The 20,896-nt window shown below is 59.0% G+C and carries 21 protein-coding genes and 1 pseudogene; 8 read left to right on the forward strand and 14 right to left on the reverse strand.

All coding sequences use genetic code 11. The features are described 5' to 3' along the window. The first annotated feature begins 28 nt into the window (after positions 1-28). The gene (locus tag KGA98_RS20605) at positions 29-1,060 is read left to right on the forward strand and encodes a LacI family DNA-binding transcriptional regulator (RefSeq protein ID WP_057713572.1); all 1,032 of its coding nucleotides are present in this window, start codon (positions 29-31) and stop codon (positions 1,058-1,060) included. 189 nt (positions 1,061-1,249) lie between these two features. On the opposite strand, the gene KGA98_RS20610 is transcribed toward KGA98_RS20605, so the two are convergent. Further along, the gene (locus KGA98_RS20610) at positions 1,250-1,498 is read right to left on the reverse strand and encodes a DUF6124 family protein (RefSeq protein ID WP_090457380.1); all 249 of its coding nucleotides are present in this window, start codon (positions 1,496-1,498) and stop codon (positions 1,250-1,252) included. A 440-nt stretch (positions 1,499-1,938) separates the two neighbouring features. Between KGA98_RS20610 and KGA98_RS20615 the strand changes: the two genes are divergently transcribed. Then, positions 1,939-2,577 carry a glutathione S-transferase family protein gene (locus KGA98_RS20615; RefSeq protein WP_223503485.1) on the forward strand — a complete coding sequence of 213 codons (639 nt, stop codon included), beginning with the start codon at positions 1,939-1,941 and terminating at the stop codon, positions 2,575-2,577. Positions 2,578-2,806: 229 nt separating this feature from the next. Here KGA98_RS20615 and KGA98_RS28740 read toward each other — a convergent pair whose 3' ends face one another. The 6 genes and pseudogenes from KGA98_RS28740 to KGA98_RS20640 all read right to left on the reverse strand — a co-directional run bounded on the left by KGA98_RS28740 (position 2,807) and on the right by KGA98_RS20640 (position 8,328). After that, complete coding sequence (locus KGA98_RS28740; RefSeq protein WP_227698141.1) at positions 2,807-3,346, reverse strand: methyl-accepting chemotaxis protein; 540 nt, start codon at positions 3,344-3,346, stop codon at positions 2,807-2,809. A 6-nt stretch (positions 3,347-3,352) separates the two neighbouring features. Next, positions 3,353-4,126, reverse strand: a pseudogene (locus KGA98_RS28745) (PAS domain-containing protein); the annotation flags it as partial. A gap of 628 nt (positions 4,127-4,754) precedes the next feature. Beyond that, a complete protein-coding gene (locus KGA98_RS20625; protein ID WP_154860405.1) occupies positions 4,755-5,768 on the reverse strand; it encodes an ABC transporter substrate-binding protein in 1,014 nt (337 codons plus the stop codon). Beyond that, positions 5,765-6,313: a sigma-70 family RNA polymerase sigma factor gene (locus tag KGA98_RS20630; RefSeq protein ID WP_223503489.1), complete on the reverse strand. Its 549-nt coding sequence runs from the start codon at positions 6,311-6,313 to the stop codon at positions 5,765-5,767. The genes KGA98_RS20625 and KGA98_RS20630 overlap by 4 nt, the downstream gene beginning before the upstream one ends. 137 nt (positions 6,314-6,450) lie before the next feature. Beyond that, positions 6,451-7,242, reverse strand: a complete 792-nt coding sequence (locus KGA98_RS20635; protein WP_223503491.1) for a phosphate/phosphite/phosphonate ABC transporter substrate-binding protein — start codon at positions 7,240-7,242, stop codon at positions 6,451-6,453. A 144-nt stretch (positions 7,243-7,386) separates the two neighbouring features. Beyond that, positions 7,387-8,328, reverse strand: a complete 942-nt coding sequence (locus tag KGA98_RS20640) for a fatty acid desaturase (RefSeq protein ID WP_223503493.1) — start codon at positions 8,326-8,328, stop codon at positions 7,387-7,389. A 328-nt stretch (positions 8,329-8,656) separates the two neighbouring features. Between KGA98_RS20640 and KGA98_RS20645 the strand changes: the two genes are divergently transcribed. Then, positions 8,657-9,070, forward strand: coding sequence for a GNAT family N-acetyltransferase (locus KGA98_RS20645; protein WP_223503496.1), 414 nt, complete (start codon positions 8,657-8,659; stop codon positions 9,068-9,070). Between the two features lie 118 nt (positions 9,071-9,188). Here the strand turns inward: KGA98_RS20645 and def are convergent, their stop codons facing one another. Next, positions 9,189-9,728: a peptide deformylase gene (gene def, locus KGA98_RS20650; protein WP_150813272.1), complete on the reverse strand. Its 540-nt coding sequence runs from the start codon at positions 9,726-9,728 to the stop codon at positions 9,189-9,191. Between the two features lie 2 nt (positions 9,729-9,730). Then, the gene (locus KGA98_RS20655; RefSeq protein ID WP_057713563.1) at positions 9,731-10,690 is read right to left on the reverse strand and encodes a YihY/virulence factor BrkB family protein; all 960 of its coding nucleotides are present in this window, start codon (positions 10,688-10,690) and stop codon (positions 9,731-9,733) included. A 354-nt stretch (positions 10,691-11,044) separates the two neighbouring features. Between KGA98_RS20655 and KGA98_RS20660 the strand changes: the two genes are divergently transcribed. Beyond that, positions 11,045-11,422 (forward strand): hypothetical protein, encoded by a 378-nt coding sequence (locus KGA98_RS20660; RefSeq protein WP_057713562.1) that lies wholly within the window; start codon positions 11,045-11,047, stop codon positions 11,420-11,422. A gap of 92 nt (positions 11,423-11,514) precedes the next feature. Here the strand turns inward: KGA98_RS20660 and fadD1 are convergent, their stop codons facing one another. Together fadD1 and fadD2 are read right to left on the reverse strand one after the other, a co-directional pair. After that, on the reverse strand, positions 11,515-13,215 hold the full coding sequence (fadD1, locus tag KGA98_RS20665; protein WP_090457395.1) for a long-chain-fatty-acid--CoA ligase FadD1: 1,701 nt from the start codon (positions 13,213-13,215) through the stop codon (positions 11,515-11,517). A gap of 379 nt (positions 13,216-13,594) precedes the next feature. After that, positions 13,595-15,283, reverse strand: a complete 1,689-nt coding sequence (fadD2, locus tag KGA98_RS20670) for a long-chain-fatty-acid--CoA ligase FadD2 (RefSeq protein ID WP_223503498.1) — start codon at positions 15,281-15,283, stop codon at positions 13,595-13,597. Between the two features lie 246 nt (positions 15,284-15,529). Here fadD2 and KGA98_RS20675 point away from each other — a divergent pair, with 246 nt between their 5' ends. Further along, positions 15,530-16,474 (forward strand): alpha/beta hydrolase, encoded by a 945-nt coding sequence (locus KGA98_RS20675; protein ID WP_090457399.1) that lies wholly within the window; start codon positions 15,530-15,532, stop codon positions 16,472-16,474. Between the two features lie 44 nt (positions 16,475-16,518). Beyond that, complete coding sequence (locus tag KGA98_RS20680) at positions 16,519-16,989, forward strand: MaoC family dehydratase (RefSeq protein WP_007974451.1); 471 nt, start codon at positions 16,519-16,521, stop codon at positions 16,987-16,989. Between the two features lie 123 nt (positions 16,990-17,112). Here KGA98_RS20680 and KGA98_RS20685 read toward each other — a convergent pair whose 3' ends face one another. Continuing rightward, positions 17,113-17,580, reverse strand: a complete 468-nt coding sequence (locus tag KGA98_RS20685; RefSeq protein WP_057713558.1) for a ferritin-like domain-containing protein — start codon at positions 17,578-17,580, stop codon at positions 17,113-17,115. Between the two features lie 203 nt (positions 17,581-17,783). On the opposite strand from KGA98_RS20685, the gene KGA98_RS20690 reads away from it, so the two are divergent. Together KGA98_RS20690 and KGA98_RS20695 are read left to right on the forward strand one after the other, a co-directional pair. Then, positions 17,784-18,020 (forward strand): DUF3820 family protein, encoded by a 237-nt coding sequence (locus KGA98_RS20690; RefSeq protein ID WP_003227425.1) that lies wholly within the window; start codon positions 17,784-17,786, stop codon positions 18,018-18,020. Positions 18,021-18,039: 19 nt separating this feature from the next. Next, complete coding sequence (locus KGA98_RS20695; RefSeq protein WP_223503501.1) at positions 18,040-19,221, forward strand: aminotransferase class V-fold PLP-dependent enzyme; 1,182 nt, start codon at positions 18,040-18,042, stop codon at positions 19,219-19,221. 2 nt (positions 19,222-19,223) lie between these two features. Here KGA98_RS20695 and KGA98_RS20700 read toward each other — a convergent pair whose 3' ends face one another. Together KGA98_RS20700 and KGA98_RS20705 are read right to left on the reverse strand one after the other, a co-directional pair. Next, entirely contained in the window at positions 19,224-19,949 is a 726-nt protein-coding gene (locus tag KGA98_RS20700; RefSeq protein ID WP_223503504.1) for an intradiol ring-cleavage dioxygenase, read from the reverse strand. A gap of 275 nt (positions 19,950-20,224) precedes the next feature. Beyond that, positions 20,225-20,890, reverse strand: coding sequence for a bifunctional 4-hydroxy-2-oxoglutarate aldolase/2-dehydro-3-deoxy-phosphogluconate aldolase (locus KGA98_RS20705; RefSeq protein WP_008050561.1), 666 nt, complete (start codon positions 20,888-20,890; stop codon positions 20,225-20,227). Between the last annotated feature and the right edge of the window lie 6 nt (positions 20,891-20,896).

A 20,896-nucleotide genomic window follows, 5' to 3' on the forward strand; every position in this document is an offset into this window, starting at 1 on the left:
GCCTTGAATTTTGTTTGGCAAGCCGTCGATGAACACAACCAAGAACGATAAAAATACTCGCACCACTGGCCGCCCCACCCTGAACGAAGTTGCCCGACTGGCCGGCGTCAGCCCGATCACCGCCTCCCGCGCCTTGCGTGGCGTCAGCACCGTGGCCACTGAACTTGTGGAAAAGGTGCAGAAAGCGGCGCTGGAACTCAACTATGTGGTCAACCCTGCTGCCCGCGCCTTGGCCTCGGCCCAGAGCCAGTCAGTCGTGGTGCTGGTGCCGTCGCTGTCCAACCTGCTGTTCATCGACACCCTGGAAGCCATTCATCGGGTTTTGCGCCCCAAGGGCTTCGAAGTGCTGATCGGCAACTTCCATTATTCGCGCGATGAAGAAGAAAACCTGCTGCGCAACTACATGGCCTATCAACCGCGCGGCTTATTGCTGACGGGTTTCGACCGCACCGAAAGTTCGCGGCGGATGATCGAAGCCAGCAATATTCCTTGCGTGTACATGATGGAACTGGACAGCGCCGCCGGGCTCAATTGCGTTGGCTTTTCGCAACTGGCGGCCGGCGAAACGGCTGCCGAACACTTGCTGTCCCGCGGCCGCAAGCGCCTGGCCTACATCGGCGCGCAGCTGGACCAGCGCACTTTATTGCGCGGCGAAGGCTTCCGCAAAGCCCTGCAAAAGGCCGGTCGGTATGACCCGGACCTGGAAGTGCTGACGCCCCGCTCCTCCTCCGTCGGCCTCGGCGGCGAGTTGTTCCTGCAACTGCTGGCCAGTCATCCGGATGTCGATGCGATCTTCTTCGGCAACGACGACCTGGCCCAGGGCGCCCTGCTCGAAGCCATGCGCAACGGGATCAAGATCCCCGAACAGGTGGCGATCCTCGGCTTCAACGACTTGCCCATGTCCGAACACATGGTCCCGCGCCTGAGCAGCATCAACACCCCGCGTGAAGCCATCGGCCGTCGCGCGGCGGAGCAGATGCTGACGCTGATGGCCGGCAACACCGTGGCCAAACCGGTGCAGGACATGGGGTTTGAGTTGAAGGTGCGCGAAAGCACGTAAGCACGACACACCCGCAGTGAAGTGAGATTTTGTGGCGAGGGGGCTTGCCCCCGTTGGGTTGCGAAGCAGCCCCAAAAACAGACGCCGCAGTCATACAGGTCAAACCCGTGAACTGGATTACGACTGCTCCGCAGCCGAACGGGGGCAAGCCCCCTCGCCACAGGGAAAGCCTCTCGCCCCGCTCAGTGTTCAATCCTGCGGATCGAGGTTATCCAGCACCCGGTTCACCGCCAACTCGGCCAGCATGATGATCTGTGCAATCGCCAGTGCCGTGTTGCGATGGCTGCCTTCCAGAAAAGCAGCGAAGTCATTGGTCATGACACTCGCCGAGGCCAGTGATTCGCAGGCGTGCGCCAACAGCGTTTCGTTATTGATGCCGGGAGAGATGGTGAACATGGGGCTGGGATTGCGTGGGGGGTTGGGCGTGGGTTTGAACATGGCAATGCTCCTAGAGTGATGGAGCTGCCACGATTCGCTGCGATACGAAGGGGTGGCAGCTGTACGCGGGTCGCAGACCGGGACTCTAGAACCCGGTAGACCCGAAGGTCTCCCACGCACAGCCGCCATAACGTGATTCGATCACGAACGGTGGACGCTATGCGTCTAGAGATACCCGGGCTGCGAAACCCGATCGCTGAATTTGCAGCGACACGGAACAATACGAGTCCGGATACCAGGCGCACAAGTCGGCGGATTCTGGCGTAGTCGTAGGTAATTCCGCAAGAAATCACTACCTGCGGAAATCCTCTGATACCCCTTGCCTACGGACCATTCCTACAGGTTTACGTCTGGTCCTGCGGATCCTGCAGACTTGATGTCAGCCGTCGGCAGGCACACTATGAATTCCCGACGCCATGATTCGCTGACGGAGTAGCAAAATGGAACATGCACTGAAGATTCTCGGCAAAGCCTCGTCCATCAACGTCCGAAAAGTCCTGTGGACTTGCGAGGAGCTGGGTATTGCCTACGAACGCGAGGACTGGGGCAGTGGTTTCGCGTCCACCCACAGCCCCGAGTTCCTGCGCTTCAATCCCAACGCACAGGTGCCGGTGATCATCGATGAAGCTGGCGTATTGTGGGAATCCAATACCATCTGCCGCTATCTGGCTGGCAAACACCACCACCATCACAGCGAGTTGCTGCCCACCGAACCGGCCGCCCGCGCCCGGGTGGAGCAGTGGATGGACTGGCAAGCCACCGAGCTCAATCCGTCCTGGAGATACCCGTTCATGTCACTGGTGCGCAAGGACCCGGAGTTCCAGGACCCGCATAGCCTTGAAATCGGCATCCGTGGCTGGAACCAGAAAATGGGCATCCTCGAACATCAACTCGCGACCACCAAGGCGTATGTCGCCGGACCACACTTTACCCTGGCCGACGTTGTCATCGGTTTGTCGGTCAATCGCTGGCTGATGACGCCGATCGAGCGTCCGGATTACCCCTCCGTCGATGAATACTTCCAGCGTCTGGCGCAGCGTCCGGGGTTCCTCAAGCACGGCTGCAACGGCTTGCCTTGAGGAGCCGCAAAATGCCGCGCTGTTTCTTGTAGGAGCGAGCTTGCTCGCGATGGATGCAAGAGCACCGCGTATAACCAGAAAACACGCGTTATCGTTATCGTCCATCGCGAGCAAGCTCGCTCCTACAATGGGTCGGCGTTTTTTGTAGGAGCGAGCTCGCTCGCGATGGATGCAAGAGCGCCGCGTATATCCAGAAAACACGCGTTATCGACCATCGCAGTTACCGCGACTAGTTCAGTTGCAACGTCGAGTTGAACTGACTGATCGCATCCACCACATGCCGCGAGCCCTGCTGGATTTCCAGAATCACCTCCCCTGCCTCGTTCGCCAATTCAACTCCGAGGCCGGTTCGACTCAGACTCGATTGCATGCTCGACACCGCGCTGAGCGACAAATCGTGGTTCTTGCGCACCACCTCGACAATCTCCAGCGTCGCCTGACTGGTGCGCGCCGCAAGGCTGCGCACTTCATCGGCTACCACCGCAAACCCGCGCCCGTGCTCTCCGGCACGGGCCGCTTCGATCGCCGCGTTGAGCGCCAGCAGGTTGGTCTGATCGGCAATGCCGCGAATGGTCTGCACGATGGTGCCGATGATGTCGGACTGTTTGCTCACGGCGTCGATGCTCAGAGCCGCCTCGTTCAAGTCCCGGGAAATGTCCTGGATGATCTGCACCGTCTGCTGCACCACCTCGGAGCCCTTGCGCGCGCAGACGTCGTTTTGTACCGAAGTGCTGTGGGCCGACTCTGCGGCGGTTTGCAGGGTGGTCATCTGGTGGGTGATATCGCTGGCGAACTTGACCACCTTGTACAACCGCCCCTTGGCGTCGAACAACGGGTTGTAGGAGGCTTCCAGGAATACCGTCTGACCTTGCTTGTTCCTGCGTTCGAAACGATGTGAGTGATATTCGCCGCGGTTGAGCGAAGCCCAGAAATTCCGGTAGCCCTGGGACTCGGCTTCGGCACGGTGGCAGAACAGGCTGTGATGCTGCCCCACCACTTCGTTGAGCGAGTACTGCATGGTTTTCAGGAAGTTCTCGTTGGCGGTGATGACCTTGCCTTCGGGCGTGAATTCGATCACGGCCATCGAACGGCCGATCGCGGCGAGCCTGCTTTCGTTTTCGTGTTCCTTGTTGATCCGTGCGGTGATGTCGGTGGCTACCTTGATCACACTTTTCACCTGCCGGTCGGGGCCCAGCACCGGCATGTAACTGGCTTCGAGCCAGATCTCGCGGCCACTCTTGTGCAAGCGCAAAAAGGTCCCCCCCAGCGGCTCGCCCCGCGCCAGGTCACGCCATAACTTGGTGTACTCATCGCTGCGGTAATACTGCTCCTCACAAAAGACCCGGTGATGTTTGCCGCGCACCTCGTCAGCGCTGTAGCCCATGGCATTGCAAAAGTTTTCGTTGGCATCGATGACGATGCCGTCCGGAGTGAATTCAATCATCGCCATCGAATGACTGATCGCCGCCAACTTGGCATTAGCCTCAGTCAGCGCGCAACTGAACCGTTCAATTTCCAGCAGGTCGGCCTTGTGATGTAGGTTGAACATTGTCGTATCACCTTCCGCGCGGTTTTTTGATTGATGAACGTTGCAGGTCTTTCAAATCCACCACTACGCTCCGTGGAACAGGCACACGCATCCCTCCAAAAAGAAGGACTAGTCAGGTGATAAATGATGTTCAATCGGAGGGTCCTTACAGCGACACGCTCATCAAGACATCCTTCTCTTGATAGCCCGCATGCGGGCCAGCCCTAACAGATTCACAACAAATTCCATTTAGCGGACAGCTCCTTGCCATCAAGTGTTGGTGCCTTCGATTGCGCACTCTGCGACCAGAGATCGACCACCTCATGAGGGTCGATACAGTTAGTTACACCTGATCATAGACAGCAACCTCGGGCTTGCAAGGCCACTAGTCTGCCACTACTGAGGACAAAATCGGTTCAGCAGCTTGTCGAGGGGGGAAATACTCGGAGAACAAGACAGATCAGCGGTCGGTAGTGAGAGCGGCGCTGGCTGCCGAATTGGCTTAAGGCTGTAGACCATTCGCGAGCAAGCCCGCTCCCACAGGGGATCGGCGGTGACCACAGGTTTTGTGGAAATCACAGATTCAATGTGGGAGCGGGCTTGCTCGCGAATGGTTGCAGCTCAAACACTGCAGAACTCTCAGAACAAACTACAAGCTGGCACTCACCTTGGTGGCCACCTCTCCCGGCACCCAACCCTTCCATACCTGCGGCTGCTCACGCAAAAACGCTTCGGCGACTTCTCGGGGTTTCTGCCGTTTTTCACTCATCTGACCCAAGGTCTGGTTCAACAGATCAATCGGCAAATCGACCTTTTCAAAGAACGTCACCAGGTCCGGGTATTGCGCCTTGAACGGTGCCGATACGCCGATGGCCAGGCTGGCCGGCATCGAGCGCGTGCCTTTGGGGTTCGGGTTGTTGGCATCGGCCAGGGTTTTCCAGGCTTCGGCATCGAATGGTGGTTCATCGAGTTTGACCAGTTTAAAACGCCCCAACAGCGGTGTCGGCGACCAGTAGTAGAACAGCACCGGTTTGCCACGGCGGATCGACGACGCCACCTCGGCATCCAGTGCGGCACCGGACCCCGTGCGGAAGTTGACGTAGCTGGCGGTCAGGTCATAGGCCTTGAGTTTCTGGCTGTTGACGATTTCCGAAGTCCAGCCGGTCGGGCTGTTGAGGAAGCGTCCGCGGCTCGGGTCTTCGGGGTCACGGAACACGTCCTTGTACTTCGCCAGGTCGGCAACGGATTTCAACTCCGGGGCCAAGGGCTTGATGCCGCGCTCCGGATCGCCCTTGATCACGTACTCCGGCACCCACCAGCCTTCGGTGGCGCCCTTGACCGTATCGCCAAGGCCGAACACCTTGCCCTCCGCCGCCGCCTTGACCCAGGCAGGGCTGCGTCCGGCCCACTCTTCACCGATGACCTGGATGTCGTTTTTGGCCAGCGCCGCTTCAAGGCTGACGGTGCTGCCCGGCAGCGTGTCGGTCGGGTAGCCGTAACCTTTTTCAACGATCAGGCGCAGGATTTCGGTGATGAGGCTGCCGCTTTCCCAAGTGATGTCACCAAAGTGAATAGGTGCCGCTTTTTCCGTGGCCGATGCCGGGTGGGACAACAGGCTCAGGACCAGCAACGAACTGCCGAGCAGGGTTTTGATCGATCTCATGCGGACCTCTTGTTCTGGAGGTGACGGTTCAGGGATTGGTTGGCGCTGTGTCGGTCGCACAGGGCCTGGGAACGGGTCATGTAGTCGCTGACTGAACGCAGGGAAATGCCCAGCGCAGCGGCAATTTGTGGATAGGTCAGGCCGTCGATCCGTGACAGCAGGAAGGTCGAGCGGACTTTGCCTGGCAGCCGCTGAAGACTGCGATCCACACGGGTCAGGGTCTGGGACACCTGAGCCAGTTCTTCCGGCGATTGGGCGTGGATCGACTCGGCCTGTTGCAGTTGTTGAAGGTACTGGCGCTCCAGGTCACCTCGACGCCAACGCTGATAGAGCAGGCGCTGGGCGATGGTGGTGAGCAACGCACGGGGTTCACGGATTGCCGTCAGGCCAGGGGCCTGCAGCAGTTGCACGAAGGTTTCGCAGGCAATGTCTTCGACAGCGGCGGCATCGTTCAGGGACTGACGCAGGCGCGTGCAGAGCCAGAGGTAGTGGGCGCGGAACAATCCGTCCACCTGTTTGCGATGAAGAATATCTGCGCCGGACATAGGGGCTCCTGGGTTAGGGGTCGCTGAATGTCCGGTGGTCCGGTGAGGCGAATCCTAACAAGGAGCCTTATTCATTAATAATATTTAAAACTTATTTTTATATTCATTTATGGACTTAAAAAATACCTGACAGGCCGCTATCGCAAATCCCCATACCCCAGCACCTCGGCCTCACGCTGGTAGTCGAGCACAATCTGATAGTCGCTTTCGTTGGTGGGCAGTACCTCTGGCAAACCGAGGGTTTCGGCAACCTCCGGCAGCTCGCGCAACGCCAGGTTCATCACCCGCAGGAGCTCTTCAGCCTGCTCATCGCTGACCGTCGCGGCAGTAATGAACGGTAAGGCAGGACTGAGCGCACTGCGGGCAATCACCCGCAAACCGGCCACTTCCTCTGCGGCGTGGCGTGCCAGATAGGCAAAGGTCACGCTGTCGATGGCCGCCAGATCGGCAAGGTTTTCGCGTAACCAGCGCAGGCTTTCACGATGGCTGCCGCTGATTCCGACCTGGGCAAAAAACCGCCCGTCACGTTGCAAGGATGCCAAACGGTGGCGCAGCAAATTCATGCCGCTGTTGGAGTCCTGGCTGTTGATCACCCCTCGGCTGTGGCGAAAATCCGCCAAGGTCTGTCGCCGATCATCGACGCGGCACAACAGCAGACTGCAATGATTGCCGCCACTGCTGTCCGGCAGCTCATAACGAGGCCGCCCCAACACCCGGACCTTGCCGCGCAATGCTGTCATCAGCGGATAGCCGCAGGTTTGGGTGAGCAACAATTGCGGCGACAACCACAAGTCCAGCAGTGACAGGCCTTCGGCATCCCGGCGGGTGTCGCCCAGGTGCTCGAGGATTCGCGCCAGCCAGCGTTCGTTGGCCTGGTGGATGGGTTCGGGGGCGGTGTACATCAGCAGTTCGGCGAAGTGTTGGGTCATCGATATGGTCCCATGCAACGAAAATCCCCTGTGGGAGCGAGCCTGCTCGCGATGGCGTCGTGTCAGTCAACATCCATGCACTCTGTCACACCGCTTTCGCGAGCAGGCTCGCTCCCACAAGGGAACTCAGTTGGTAGCAGCAAATCAGTAAAACGGATGCCTCGGGCTGTCGATGGCATTGACTCCATGTTCACGCCACAACTGCCCATAACCCCGCACCAGAAACCCGCCGCTACGCGCCAGCCATTGCTCGCGGCGGGCCCCGTAGGCGCGGGGCAAGTCGTACCAGGGCAACCCCGGCAACTCGTGGTGCACCAGATGAAAATTGAGGTTCAGGAACAGCCAGCGCCACGGCCACGCCGCTTCATTGAGCACCGTGCGTTGCTCTGGCGCGGCATGAGGTCGATGTTCATAGTAGGAGCGAATCATGGCGATCGACAGCGCCGGCACACTGATCAAAAACAGGTAATGCCAAACCGGCAACAGGCTGAAGTTCGCGATGAACAGCAGCATCAACCCGGTCATCAAGCCGTGACTCAACCACATCAGCCAAGCCTGGCGCTCGCCTGCCCCGAGGCGTTGCAGCTCTTCACGGGCCAATGCCAGCAAGGCCAGCGGTGCCCCCAGGGAAAAACGACCGAGTACGGTTTTGTTCAGCCAATGCAGGCTGCGCACCAGCGGTGAACTGCCCTGCCACTGCCCGGCGCTCAAGTAACGGCTTTCCGGATCGCGACCGGGGATCGTCAGGTCCTCGTCGCGGTGATGCTGCAAATGGCTGTCGCGATACAGGGTGTACGGATACCAGACGGCAAACGGCGCGTAGCCAAGGATTTTGTTCAGGGTTGACCAGCGCGTGGGATGACCGTGCAGCAGTTCGTGTTGCACGGATAACCACAGCACCAGCAATGGAGTCAGCAACAGCGTGCTCCACCATAAACCCAATCGATGGCTGTTCAACACGATGCCAAACCAGCCGCCATACACACCGATCAACAGCAACCAGGTCGGCCATTCGGTGCGCGCGGTGAAACGTCGGCGCAGGGTTTCGATTTCTTCTTGGTGGGCGCTATCAAAGTAATGGGGCATGGCGTTGCTCAGATCGGGGACCAGTCCCCTTCTGTGCAATGGCCTTGGGAAATCTTGCAGATTATTTTCAGGAGGATCGCTCCCATGTTGCATGGGAGCGATCAATCAACGCGGATCAGTGACCGAATACGCCAACTTTTTTGGCCTTCTTGTCCGCGCGCTTTTCAATGGCGGTTTTCACCGGTTTCTTTTTCGTCGATTTCTTTGAATCCATACCTTTGGACATGATGCGTACTCCACTCATGGGGATGTGAGATCAGGTATACACCTATCCCGGCGCGCGCGTTCTTTTATAATCGCCCGCTTTGCATACCGACAGTCCAAAACCATGCCCGAGACCCGATACACCCTGCTCGACGAGCCTTTATGGCCATTGATGAACAAGTTCTACCGCGCTCACCAATCGTCGATGAAAGCCGTGCGCGACGCGCAGTTGTGGGTGGCCCGACGTGACCAGATAGTTGCCGCGCTGTGTTTGCGTCCGGTGTCCGGCGGGCATTGGCTGACCGGGTTGTTTGTCGATCCGGCCTGTCGCGAACAAGGGCTTGCCGCCGGGTTGATTGCGGCAGCGGTGAAGGATTGCGAACAGCCGGTGTGGTTGTTCTGTCATCCGGATTTGCGGGGGTTTTATGAGCGGCGCGGGTTTACTTTCGATCCGCCGATGCCTTACGCGATGGTTGAACGGTTGAGCCGTTATGCCCGCAGCAAACCGATGATTGCGATGGGGTTGGCGCCGAAGTAAGCGAGATCAAAAATGTGGGAGCGAGCCTGCTCGCGAAGGCGGCGTGTCAGTCACTGTTAATGCTGACGGTTAGCCGCTTTCGCGAGCAGGCTCGCTCCCACATTGGTTTTTGGTGTGCTTAGTCGTCCGCGTTGGGGTCCAGGTCCGGGAACATCACCTCAGTGAAGCCAAACTTGCTGAAGTCGGTAATACGCGACGGGTACAGGCGGCCGATCAGGTGATCACACTCATGTTGCACCACCCGCGCATGAAACCCCGAGGCAAAACGCACGATGGGCTCACCCTTGGGGTCTACGCCTTCGTAGCGAATCTGCTGGTAACGCTGCACCGCGCCACGCAGGCCAGGCACGGACAAACAGCCTTCGAAGCCCTCTTCCAGGATCGGGCTCAGCGGTGTGATCAACGGGTTGATCAGGATCGTCTGCGGCACAGCCTCGGCATCCGGATAACGCTCGCTGTGCTCGAAACCGAAGATCACCAGTTGCAGGTCGACGCCGATCTGCGGAGCAGCCAGGCCAACGCCCCCCACGCTTTCCATGGTCTGGAACATGTCATCGATCAGCTGCCACAGCTCGGGGCTGTCAAACATTTCGGCCGGCACTGGCGGGGCAATGCGCAGTAGGCGCTCATCGCCCATTTTCAGAATTTCACGAATCATGATCAGGTTTCGTCAATGGTCGGTTTCGGTTGTGAGTGATCGCGGCCCAGCCCCGACACGTGGTGCTTTTCCTCATGGACGGGACCATGCTCGCCAGCCACTTTTTCGCCAGGGTCCTTGCCCTCTCGTGACATGTGCTCGATCACGGCATTCATCTCCGCGCCCAGCAGCAGCACCGCGGCGGAAATGTAGAAGTACAGCAACAGCACGATAATCGCACCGATACTGCCATACATGGCGTTGTAGTTGGCGAACTCCTTGACGTACAAACCGAATCCCAGGGACGCGATGATCCATACCACCACCGCCAGCACCGAGCCTGGGGTGATGAAGCGGAATTCCTGTTTGACGTCGGGCATGACGTAGTAGATCAACGCCACCGCGACCATCAGCAGAATCACGATCACCGGCCAGCGCGCGATGGTCCAGAGGGTGACGATGAAGTACTCAAGGCCGACTTGCGCAGCGATCCAGCTCATCACCTGCGGTCCGAGCACCATCAGCGCTGCGGCGATCAGCAGCATGCCGGCAATGCCGACGGTGTAGATGATCGACAACGGAAAGCGTTTCCACAGCGGGCGCCCTTCAACCACGTCGTAGGCTGCGTTCATCGCGCTCATCATCAGCCGCACACCGGCGGAGGCGGTATACAGCGCAATCACGATACCCACTGACAGCAGCCCCCCCTTGGACTGCTGAAGCTGGTCGATCACCGGGTTGACCTGCTCCAGCGCCTGGGGCGGCAATACGAGTTCCGATTGCAGGCGCAGCCAGGAGAAAAAGTCTGGCAGATGCAGGAAGCCGATCAGGGCGATCAGAAACAGAATGAACGGAAACAGCGAAAAGAGCATTTGATAGGCCAACGCCGAGGCATAGGTCGACATCTCGTCGGCGATGAACTCGGTGACCGTGCGCATCATCACACGGTGCAGGGGCAAGCCTCTCATGTCCGGAAAAATCATTAGCGTCTCCATTCGCCGCATACGGATTTGGGGTGAAGTCGTGGCGACTCAGGGGCTGTTTTCTTTCATCAAGGTAGCCCAGTTGGCGACTTTGAAACAAATTCAGCGTGCAAGTTCAGGCTGACACAAAAACGGCCATCTGAAGATGGCCGCGTCTTCTTTTCATTAAAGACATTTCAATGCAGGAAAGTCGTTACACAAGGTTGACCGGGGGCTTTTGCAGGGAGTTTCATTTATTTCATCACGACATTTCATCGTTCAGTGCAGGTTACGCTTTATGTTTGCGGGCCAACCCCTGAGAATGCGCAACACATTCAGGCCTTGGCGCTGAAGATCCAATCCCGTAGGAACGTTATGAAACTCGATAAAAAGCAGGCCATTGCCCGCAGAAACCAGGAACTCGGCGGTGCTGTGCTTGGCGTCAACAACTGCCACTTCACCGAATTGAACCGCAACCGCAATATCTGGTGGTTCGACATCCCGGTATCGCGCCTGGCCGTGGGTCAGTACGAGTGGATTCACCTGCTGATGCACACGCCGGACACCGACGAACTGCTGCACCTGAAAGTGCCGACCGTGTTCCTGCGTGAGAAGCTCGAAGGCCTGGTGGTGCGCAATGAAGGCAAGCGCAAGGCGGCATTGAGCCTGGAACTGAGCGCCGACAAGGACTCCTTCCTGCAGGACATGCGCCCGGCGGGCACCAACGTCAACTTCGCACCGTTTCGCTTGTAGGAGCGAGCCTGCTCGCGAAGACGCCCTGACAGCCAAAGAAGATTTACCTGCCAATAACAAAAAAGCCCCGCATTCGCGGGGCTTTTTGTTGATTACGCGGTGGCTTTCTTCGCGTTGATCTTCTTCAGCTCTTCATCGCGCAATTCACGACGCAGGATCTTGCCGACGTTGGTGGTCGGCAGTGCATCGCGGAACTCCACGGAGCGCGGGACCTTGTAGCCGGTGACGTTGGCGCGCATGTGCTCCATCACCTGTTCCTTGGTCAGGGTCACGCCCGGCTTGGCAACGATGAAAATCTTGATCGCCTCGCCCGACTTTTCGTCCGGCACACCGATGGCCGCGCATTGCAGCACGCCCGGCAGAGTGGCCAGCACGTCTTCGAGCTCGTTCGGGTACACGTTGAAACCGGAAACCAGGATCATGTCTTTCTTGCGATCGACAATGCGCATGAAGCCATCGGGCTGGATCAGCGCGATGTCGCCGGTCTTCAACCAGCCTTCGCTGTCGAGGATTTCATCCGTGGCTTCCTGGCGCTGCCAGTAGCCCTTCATGACCTGCGGCCCCTTCACGCACAGCTCGCCGATTTCGCCCAGCGGCTGCTCGACACCGGCATCATTGATGATTTTGCACAGGGTCGACGGTACCGGAATGCCAATGGTGCCGACCTGGATGTGCTGGATCGGGTTCACCGTCGCCACCGGGCTGGTTTCGGTCATGCCGTAGCCTTCGCAGATGGCGCAACCGGTCACCGCTTTCCAGCGTTCGGCCGCGGCCAGTTGCAGGGCCATGCCGCCCGACAAGGTGACTTTCAGCGCGGAGAAGTCCAGCTTGCGGAAGCCTTCGTTGTTGCACAGGGCCACGAACAGCGTGTTCAGGCCAACGAAGCCGCTGAACTTCCACTTCGACAGTTCCTTGACCATCGCCGGCAGATCGCGCGGGTTGCTGATCAGGATGTTGTGGTTGCCCGCCAACATCATCGCCATGCAGTGAAAGGTGAACGCATAGATGTGGTACAGCGGCAGCGGCGTGATCAGGATCTCGCAACCTTCATTGAGGTTGGAGCCCATCAGCGCCTTGCACTGCAGCATGTTCGCCACCAGGTTGCGGTGGGTCAGCATCGCGCCCTTGGCCACGCCGGTGGTGCCGCCGGTGTATTGCAGTACCGCGACGTCACCACTGGCCGGGTTGGCTTCCGCTACTGGCTGGCCCAGGCCTTTGCTCAGCACGTCGTTGAACTTGACGGCCTTGGGCAAGTGATAGGCCGGCACCATCTTCTTCACGTACTTGATGACGCTGTTGATCAGCAGACGCTTGAGTGGCGGCAGCAGGTCGGCGACTTCGGTGACGATCACGTGCTTGACGCCGGTTTTCGGCACCACGGTTTCCGCCAGGTGCGCCATGTTGGCCAGGCAGACCAGGGCCTTGGCACCGGAGTCGTTGAATTGGTGTTCCATTTCCCGCGCAGTGTAGAGCGGGTTGGTGTTGACCACGATCAGCCCGGCGCGGATTGCACCGAAGACGGCTACCGGGTACTGCAACACGTTGGGCAGTTGCACGGCGATTCGATCGCCGGGTTGCAAATCGGTATGCTGTTGCAGGTAAGCGGCAAACGCACCGGACAATTCGTACAGTTCACCGTAGGTGAGTGTCTTGCCCAGGTTGCTGAATGCCGGCTTGTTGGCGAAGCGTTGGCAGGATTGCTTCAACACTGCCTGAATATTCGGATACTCGTCGGGATTGATGTCGGCAGCAATCCCAGCTGGGTACTTATCCTTCCAAAAGTCTTCGATCATGGAAGCCCACTCCTCAGCAACGCGAATTCAGCACCGCATTTGATGCGATTATTATTGGTGTTTGGTCATTGGTGAATCTGGCTGATAGAAGGCCGAGAAGTCACAAAGCGCGCCGAGAGTAGCAGCTTTGCCAAGGGTCGACTAGAGCCAAAAGCGGCCTCTACGGTCACATTTGTGACTCAAGACTAGCGATTGGTCATTTTAGAGCAAAAATTCTATACACCCCTGAAAGCCCCGAAATCCGGGGCTTTCGCTTAAACCTGTAGGAGCGAGCTTGCTCGCGAAAAACGTCCGGGCAACGCGATTATTCAGACAGCGCGCGTTATCTTGACGTCCATCGCGAGCGAGCTCGCTCCTACAGGGATCGGCCATTCACCGATCAGGCGATATCACGCAACTCCCGCCGCAGGATCTTGCCCACCGGCGTCATCGGCAGGGACTCCCGCAGCACGATGTGCTTGGGTACCTTGTACGCCGTGAAGTTCTCCTTGCAGTAAGCCTTCAGCTCTTCAAGGCTGACCCCTGCTTCACGGGCCACCACGAACAGCTTCACCGCCTCCCCCGACCGCTCGTCGGGCACACCGATGACCGCACAGTTGGCGACATTCGGGTGAGCCATCACGACGTCTTCGATTTCGTTCGGGTACACGTTGAAGCCCGAGACAATGATCATGTCCTTCTTGCGGTCAACGATGCGCACGAAACCATCCGGGTCGATCACCGCAATGTCACCGGACTTGAACCAGCCCTCGGCATCCAGCACCTCGGCCGTGGCATCAGGTTTCTGCCAGTAGCCCTTCATGATCTGCGGGCCCTTGATGCACAGCTCGCCGCGTTCGCCCAACGGTTGTTCGACACCGTCATCATTGATGACTTTCAGCGTGGTGCCCGGCACCGGCAGGCCGACCGTGCCGATCCGCGACTGGTCGCCATAGGGGTTGGTGCAGGCCACCGGCGAAGTTTCGGTCAGGCCGTAACCTTCGGTGATGCGGCAACCGGTCAGTTGTTCCCAACGCTCGGCGGTGGCCTTGACCAGCGCAGTGCCGCCAGAGTTGGTGAGCTTGAGGCTGGAGAAGTCCAGGGTCTTGAAGTCCGGATGATCCATCAGCGCAACGAACAATGTGTTCAGCCCCAGCAACGCCGAGAACCGCCAGTTCTTCAGTTCCTTGATGAAGCCGGCGATGTCCCGCGGATTGGTGATCAGCACGTTGTGGTTGCCCGTCACCATCATGCACATGCAGTTCGCTGTGAAGGCATAGATGTGGTACAGCGGCAGCGGCGCGATCATCACCTCCTGGCCTTCGCGCAGCAGCGGTTGCCCGTCGCTGGCCGACTGGCTGAGGCAGGCCCGTGCCTGCTGCATGTTCGCCACCAGGTTGCCGTGGGTCAGCATCGCGCCCTTGGCCAGGCCCGTGGTGCCGCCGGTGTATTGCAGCACGGCGATGTCGTCGAGGCCGACCTTCAGTGGCTTGATACCCAGGCCACGGCCCATGCGCAGCGCACTCTTGAAGGAAACGGCCTGGGGCAAGGAATAGTCCGGGACCATCTTCTTGACCTTGCTCACCACCGTGTTGACCAGCCACCCCTTGGCGGCGGGCATCAGGTCGCCCATCTTCGCTTCGATCAGGTACTGTATATCGGTGTCGGGGAGTACTTCCTGGACTTTCTGGCCGAACATGTTCAGGTACACCAGCGCCCGGGCACCGGAGTCCTTGAACTGATGGCGCATTTCCCGAGCGGTATACAGCGGATTGGTGTTGACCACGATCAACCCGGCGCGCAAGGCCCCGAACACGGCGATCGGGTAATGCAGGACGTTGGGCATCTGCACCGCGATGCGGTCCCCCGCCACCAGGTCGGTGTGGGCTTGCAGGTAGCCGGCGAAGGCAGCGCTCTGGCGCTCCAGCTCGGCGTAGGTCAGGGTCACGCCCATGTTGCTGAACGCCGGGCGGTCAGCAAACTTCTTGCAGGAACGCTCGAACACCTCGATCACCGACTTGTAGGCTCCCAGATCGATATCCAGGGGTACACCGGCCGGGCGTTTGTCATTCCAGAAATCAGGTTGCATTGTTCTTGTCCTCTTTGACCTGAATCTATCCGGGGCCACTTTTCTGTCATTTTTCAAAAAAAATGCAAAAAGCGGAGCTTCACGGACACTAGCAGTTATGACGTAGCAGGCAAATATGCCCACGGCCGTCATTGACCGTATGAATCTTCTTGCCGTGGCGTAGGCTGATCAGACGCCCGGCCAAGGATGCGCTATAAACTGCAACGAGCTGTTTGCGACCAGGCAGCCTCATGCAAAGGAACCGCCATGATCCATGACACTTTCTGGCTGACCACGAGCGACCACAGCCGCCTCTTCGTCAACCAGTGGCTTCCCGACGGCAGCCTCAAGGCAATGATTCTGCTGGCCCACGGCATGGCCGAACACAGCGGTCGCTATGGCCCCCTTGCGCAAAAGCTCTGTGACCAGGGCTATGGCGTGTGCGCGCCGGACCTGCGTGGACATGGCAAAACTGCCGAAAACGGGACACTCGGGCATTTCGCCGATGACGATGGCTGGTGCAAGGTCGTGAGCGACCTGGCCAGCCTCAACCAGCACATCGGCCAGCAGCACCCTGGCGTCCCGATCGTGCTGCTCGGTCACAGCATGGGCAGTTACATCGCCCAGGCCTATCTGCTGCACCACAGTGCCAGCCTGCACGGGGCAATCCTCAGCGGCTCGAACTTCCAGCCTGTGGCGCTTTATCGCGCGGCACGGCAAATCGCCCGTCTCGAACGCCTGCGCCAGGGCCGCACAGGACGCAGCGCATTGATCGAATGGCTGTCGTTCGGCTCGTTCAACAACAAATTCAAACCGGCACGCACACCGTTCGACTGGCTCAGCCGTGATCCGGCGCAGGTCGATCTGTACGTCAACGACCCGCTCTGCGGTTTCCGTTGCACCAATCAACTGTGGATCGACTTGCTCGGCGGCTTGCAGCAAATCAGCAAAGCGTCCAATCTCGCGCAGATCGACCCGGGCCTGCCGCTGCTGGTGATTGGCGGCGAATGTGATCCGGTGAGCGAAGGCAAACGTCTCAAGGATCTGGCCGACGCGCTGCGAGCGGCCGGCAGCCAGCACCTGCAACTGACCGTTTACCCACAGGCGCGGCACGAACTGTTCAACGAGAGCAACCGCGATGAAATCATCGCCGATGTGCTGAACTGGATCGCACAGGCCTTGAGCGCTCCTCGGCCGCACCGGTCCGAATAGATTTTTTTTGTGAATTTTTTAATTCGTCACAGGAATTGAGACAGATGACCCAGGTTACCAACACCCCTTACGAAGCCCTCGAAGTCGGGCAGACCGCCAGTTTCAGCAAGACGGTCGAAGAGCGCGACATCCAGCTGTTCGCTGCGATGTCCGGCGACCACAACCCGGTACACCTGGATGCCGAATACGCCGCCAGCACCATGTTCAAGGAGCGCATCGCCCACGGCATGTTCAGCGGCGCGTTGATCAGCGCGGCGGTCGCCTGCGAGTTGCCTGGCCCGGGGACCATCTACATCGGCCAGCAAATGAGCTTTCAGAAACCGGTGAAGATCGGCGACACCCTGACCGTGCGCCTGGAAATCCTGGAAAAACTGCCGAAGTTTCGCGTGCGCATCGCCACTCGCGTGTTCAACCAGCGCGATGAACTGGTGGTGGATGGCGAGGCGGAAATCCTCGCGCCACGCAAGCAACAGAGTGTGACGTTGACGGAGCTGCCGGCGATCAGCATTGGCTGATTGACGGGGCAAAAACTGTGGGAGCGAGCTTGCTCGCGATGAGGGCCTGACATTCAACATTGATGTTGACTGATCTGGCGCTATCGCGAGCAAGCTCGCTCCCACAGTTATTTCAACCAGTCGTTACGAACGCGCACGCGCCTGGTTACGCAGGGCCTTGACCTGATCGTGGTTACGCTGCACGCCGTGGTACTGGCGCTCAACCAGGTCGCGAATGCCCACCAGGTTGTGCTTGTTGATTTTCTCCATGGCGTCGCGGTAAGCCTTCAACGCATGGTCTTCACCGCGCTCGGCTTCATTGAGCACGGCCTCCTCGCCCTTGCCGGTGAACATCGACTTCACGTCGACCCAGCGACGGTGCAAGTCGCCGCTGACACTGGTGGAAGTTTCCGGATCGCCACCCAGTGAACGCACGGCAGACTGCAACTCCGCAGCGGCCGTACCACAATCGCTCGCCCGATTGATGAACAGGGTTTTGAGTTCAGGGTGCTTGATGTCTTCAGCGCATGTCTTGAACCCGGCCTGACCGTCCTTGCTGGTTTCAATCAGGTCGTTGAGTACAGAAATCGCTTCTTTTTTGATGTCGGTCATTTTTCAATTCCTTACGACGGATGAACGGTGTAAGGAACGCTGCACTCTGCGTGCCAGCTCGGAATCGTCTAACTATTCTTTACTTTTCAAATAGTTATCCATTATCAAAAAATCTGTATCCGTTTTATTTGCATGATCTGTCATTTGGCCTGCATGCAGAATGCCTGTATTTTCCAGACTGACTGAATCAAGACGACCGATCGATGAACCCTGAAAAGCTCGAACTGCTGATCACCCGTGAAATGCCCTTCGGCAAATACAAGGGTCGAATCATTGCCGACCTGCCCGGCCCTTACCTGAACTGGTTCGCCCGGGAGGGTTTCCCCCATGGCGAGTTGGGCGGCCTGCTGGCCCTGATGCAGGAGATCGATCACAACGGTTTGTCGGACTTGCTCGAACCGCTACGCGCCAAACACGGCAAGCCGGCCCCGCGCCATTGAATCACCTACCGAGTACCCCATGCCCGACAACACCCGCCGCGCCCGTGATGAAGCCTTCTGGCGAACCTTTGCCGACCGCTACGATATCGAACCCGGCCCGCTCAACCTGGAGAACGGTTACTTCGCACGCATGTCACGCACGGTGGTCGAGGAATACCAGCGCAACATCGAACTGATCAACCGCAGCAATTCGGTGTACGTGCGCCAGCGTTTCGAACAGGGCGACAGCCTGAAGATCCGCGCGCAACTGGCCAGGTTGATTGGCGTACCCGCCGACAGCATCGCCCTGACCCGTAACGCCTCGGAAGGTTTGCAGTCGCTGATCCGCAACTACAACCGGCTGCAGCCCGGCGACCAGGTACTGGTTTGCGATCTGGAATACGACACGGTCAAAGGCGCCATGCGTTGGCTGGCTCGTAATCGCGGTGTCGAAGTGATCGAGATCGAACACGCACACCCGGCAACCTTCGACAGCTTGCTCAATACCTATCGGGAAGCCTTCGCGCGCTATCCGCGGCTGAAGCTGATGGCCCTGACCCACGTCACCCATCGCACGGGCCTGGTGATGCCGGTGCAGGCGATTGCAGCCGCTGCAAAGGAACAGGGCATCGACGTCATCCTCGACGGCGCCCATGCCCTCGGCCAGTTTGAATTCGACCTGACCGAGCTCGGTATCGCCTTCGCCGGCTTCAATCTGCACAAGTGGATCGGCGCACCGCTGACGCTCGGCTTTATCTACATCGCACCCGAACTCCTGGCCGACATCGACCCGGACATGGGCGAGATGCATTTTCCGCCCACTGACATTCGCGCCCGTACCTCGTACAGCACCCCCAACATCCCGGCGCTGATGACCCTGCCGCTGGTGCTCGAAGAACATTGGGCGATGGGCGGTGCCGCGGCCAAGGGCGCGCGGCTCAATTATCTGCGCAACCGCTGGGTCGCTGCGGCGCGGCAATTGCCGGGCGTCGAAGTCCTGACCCCGGATGACCCACGCCTGTATTGCGGCATCACCTCGATGCGCTTTACCCGGCATGCCGACCAGCAAACCATGGTCGAGCGCCTGCTCAATGAATACAACCTGTTCACCGTGACCCGCAGTGGCGCGGCATGCGGTCCGTGCATCCGCATTACACCGGGGCTTACCACCACCGCGGCCGACATGGATGTGCTGGTCAGGGCGCTGACCGAGCTGGGCTGACCTCAGACGGTGTACTTGTCAAAGTCCTCGGGCTTGATCTGTGTCGACACGGCGAACGTGTCGATGCCGATGGTCATCTGCCCGAAGTAGCCGTCTTCAGCCGAATCCCGCCCCAGGGTGTGCACACTCAAGGTCGATTTTTCACCGCCCATGGTTGAATAAAAATAGTCCTGGGCGTTGGTCAGTACCGGCACGGTTCGGCCGCTGTACGGTCGGCTACCGAGCACCGAACGAGAGGCCACCTCAGGCAGATAAAGCTGCCCGACCCAGGCGACATGCCGTTCTTGCAGATAGTTGTTGCCGGCCGTGATGCGCACGGCGACGTGAATGTGCAATGCGCGACCGGCGTAAAAACCGGGATAGATCGTGGTGAAGCGCACGATGCCCGACTTGTCGGTGAACTGCCCGCCGCGCAGATAGGTATCGTCATCGGTGCGCGGGACGGCGCCGATGTCACCGGTATCGACCTCGACGTCCGGGTTGATCTTGCTCCAGCCCGAATAGGCACCGCGGGCATTGCAGTGCCAGATATCCACCAGCGCATCGGGGACCGGCTCGCCGGTCATGGCATCGACAATGGTCAGCCGCAGCACCAACGGAACGCCTTCGGCGCCTTCGCTGATGTTTCTGCGGATCAGTTTGGGGTTGCGGAAATACGGGCCGGCAATCTGTTCGGGAGACAGCAGGTAGACCGGTGCTGCGGGTACATCTGGGGTATTGGCGTCCATGACGTTCTCTCTTCCATAAGATGAACGCAGGCTAGCACCGGTCGATTTTCGTTATGCGGTAACTATGTATCGCATGATGTCCTTGTCCCTGTGGGAGCGGGCTTGCTCGAGATGGCGTCGTGTCAGTCAACATCCATGCAATCTGTCACACCGCTATCGCGAGCAAGCTCGCTCCCACAGGGGTACGACAACTTTCTTCAGGCAAAAAAAAACGGTGCACCGACCAAGCGCACCGTAAAGCCGTAGAACACACAACGAGGTGTAGGGTGAAGCGATCAGTCCAGCAGCGCCAATGCCTCGGCGGTGCATTCCTGAATGCGGGCCCAGTCGCCGTTCTTGATCCACTCCGGATCAAGCATCCAGCTACCGCCCACGCACATGACGTTTTTCAATGCCATGTAGCTCTTGATATTGGCAGGTCCCACGCCGCCGGTCGGGCAGAATTTCACTTCGCCGAACGGGCCGCCCAGAGCCTTGATGGCCGCGACGCCGCCGCTGACTTCGGCCGGGAATAGCTTGAAGCGGCGATAACCCAGGCCGTAGCCTTCCATGATGCCCGAGGCATTGCTGATGCCTGGCAACAGTGGAATCGGGCTGGCGACGCTGGCTTCCAGCAGGTCGCGGGTGATACCCGGCGTGACGATGAATTGCGAGCCGGCCGCTTCCGCCGCCGCCAGCATGTGGCGATCCAGCACGGTGCCGGCACCGGTCACCAGCTCCGGACGCTGCTCACGCAGAATCTGGATGGCCTTGAGGCCGAATTGCGAACGCAGGGTCACTTCCAGGGCCGTCAGGCCACCGGCCGCGAGGGCATCGGCCAACGGCAGAACGTCCTGCTCGCGGGCAATGGTGATCACCGGCAAAATCCGCGCTTTCGCGCAAATACTGTCGATCAGGGCAACTTTGTCCGCCATGGAAACGGTCGGGGATGGGTTTGTCATAGCGGC

Source organism: Pseudomonas sp. BF-R-24 (assembly GCF_019947335.1).
In the GTDB taxonomy this organism is placed as follows: Bacteria; Pseudomonadota; Gammaproteobacteria; order Pseudomonadales; family Pseudomonadaceae; genus Aquipseudomonas; species Aquipseudomonas jessenii.